This window comes from Enterococcus sp. BSD2780061688st2 D3, assembly GCF_005844145.1.
GTDB classification, from domain to species: Bacteria; Bacillota; Bacilli; order Lactobacillales; family Enterococcaceae; genus Enterococcus_B; species Enterococcus_B durans.
The window spans coordinates 1-1,726 of sequence record NZ_SPHN01000055.1; the positions used below are offsets into that span (position 1 = coordinate 1).

2 protein-coding genes are annotated in these 1,726 nt (G+C 38.1%); both read right to left on the reverse strand.

Annotated elements, in window-relative coordinates; genetic code table 11:
- Nucleotides 1–42: 42 nt before the first annotated feature.
- Complete coding sequence (locus tag FGQ66_RS14960; RefSeq protein WP_002292156.1) at nucleotides 43–747, reverse strand: Crp/Fnr family transcriptional regulator; 705 nt, start codon at nucleotides 745–747, stop codon at nucleotides 43–45.
- A gap of 144 nt (nucleotides 748–891) precedes the next feature.
- The gene (locus tag FGQ66_RS14965; RefSeq protein ID WP_002292150.1) at nucleotides 892–1,464 is read right to left on the reverse strand and encodes a Dps family protein; all 573 of its coding nucleotides are present in this window, start codon (nucleotides 1,462–1,464) and stop codon (nucleotides 892–894) included.
- Nucleotides 1,465–1,726: the final 262 nt, after the last annotated feature.

The window sequence follows — 1,726 nt, forward strand, 5'->3', positions numbered from 1 at the left end:
AAGAGCGACAGAACACCAACGTGTAGAAAAAAGTGTGTCCGATTATTCGCTGTAAAGCAATAAATCATCTAAATCCTGAATCTTGATCCTTTTCCCAGACAGCTGTTGAATCAATCCCTCGTCCTCCAATTCTCCAAATTTGCGACTGATGGTCTCAGGTGTCGTTCCTAAATAGGAAGCAATGTCCTTTTTTGCCATCGGCAGGGTGATGGTGGGAGAGTTACCCATTTCAGGTTCCACATTTTCTGCCAAAAACAAAACTAAACGGGTAATGACACTCTCCACGGCTACTTGTGTCGTTTGACGTTCTGAACTTTCTAACCGTTTAGACATTTCCGCCAATAGTTTTAAAGAAATAGCTGGGTATTGTTCCAGAAAATCTTGGACATCTTTTTGCTGAATCATACAGACAACGGTATCTCGGGTTGCTTCGGCATATTCCTCGTGTACTGCATCCGGGTTGAACAAGGTCCATTCTCCGGTGAAATCACCAGGGTTCAAGATCCGCACTAGCTGCTCTTTGCCAGAGTCTGCCAATCGATAAATACGGATTTTCCCACGATTGATAATATATAAAGTATCCTCTTTTTCTTGTGAACGAAACAGAAACTCTCCTTTTTGATACTGTTTCGTGTGGGCTTTTTCAGCAATGTAATTCATCGCGCTATCCTCTAAGTGATTGAATATTGGAACCAAGCGGATACAGGCTGCGTGGTCGCCAATTTCATGATGGGTATGTTTAGTCAATTCATTCTCCCCCTTTATTTATTTTGTTTATATTCGCTGCTTTTATTATATAAGTCTCTTACTACAAAAAAATTGATGCACATCAAGAAAATAGAAAAAGGACTGGAAAGAATTCCAATCCCTAAATCAGCTTCTACTTTTACCTTAATCTTCATCCTCATCAAGAGCGTCATCATCTTCTAATGCTTCTTTACCAATGAACGCTTGCAGCATCCAAATGTTCTTGTCTAAGTCATTTTTAAAAGCAATCAATGTATCTTCTAAAGCATCGTCACCCTCGTCTTGAGCTAAACGAATCGCGCGAATAGTTAGGTCACGAGTGCTTCTGAAGTCCTCGATAATATTTTCAACCATGTCTTCTGCTTTAGCGTATTTATTAACTGCATCTTCCGAAAGCATCGAATATTTTTCAAATTCAACCGTTGTCGAAGCAGGTTTATGCCCAGAAGTAATTAGACGCTCCGCAAGTTTGTCGAACCATTTTTCATTTTCGTTATACAACTCTTCAAATTTTTCATGCAACGTAAAGAAATTGGCTCCTTTTACATACCAGTGATATTGGTGCAGTTTCACATGTAATGTATGCATGTTGCCTAAAAGATGATCCGCAATGGCCGCTGCATTAATTTTCGTATGATGAACATGTTCCTTGTGTTCTTGTTCTTCTTGTAATCTTTCTTGGGGTGTTCTTTCTTGAGTAGCTTTATTTTCAGTCATGATTTATTCCTCCTATAATTTTGGTTTGTTTAAAATAGTTTTCTTTGATTCCTCCTTTTTCTTTACTGAATTTAGTATAGGATAGATTTCCGTTAAAAAAATTGACGCTCATCAAGAAAAGTATTTCTTAATAGACGCCAGGCTTCTCTATTAAATTCAACTGAAATAATCAAAGGAATGAAGTCGTTCCCTCCAAACAAAAATTTCATTAAAGTAGGGCCTAAAAAAAGAATAGCAACTATACTTTGTCAAGAGACCTGAC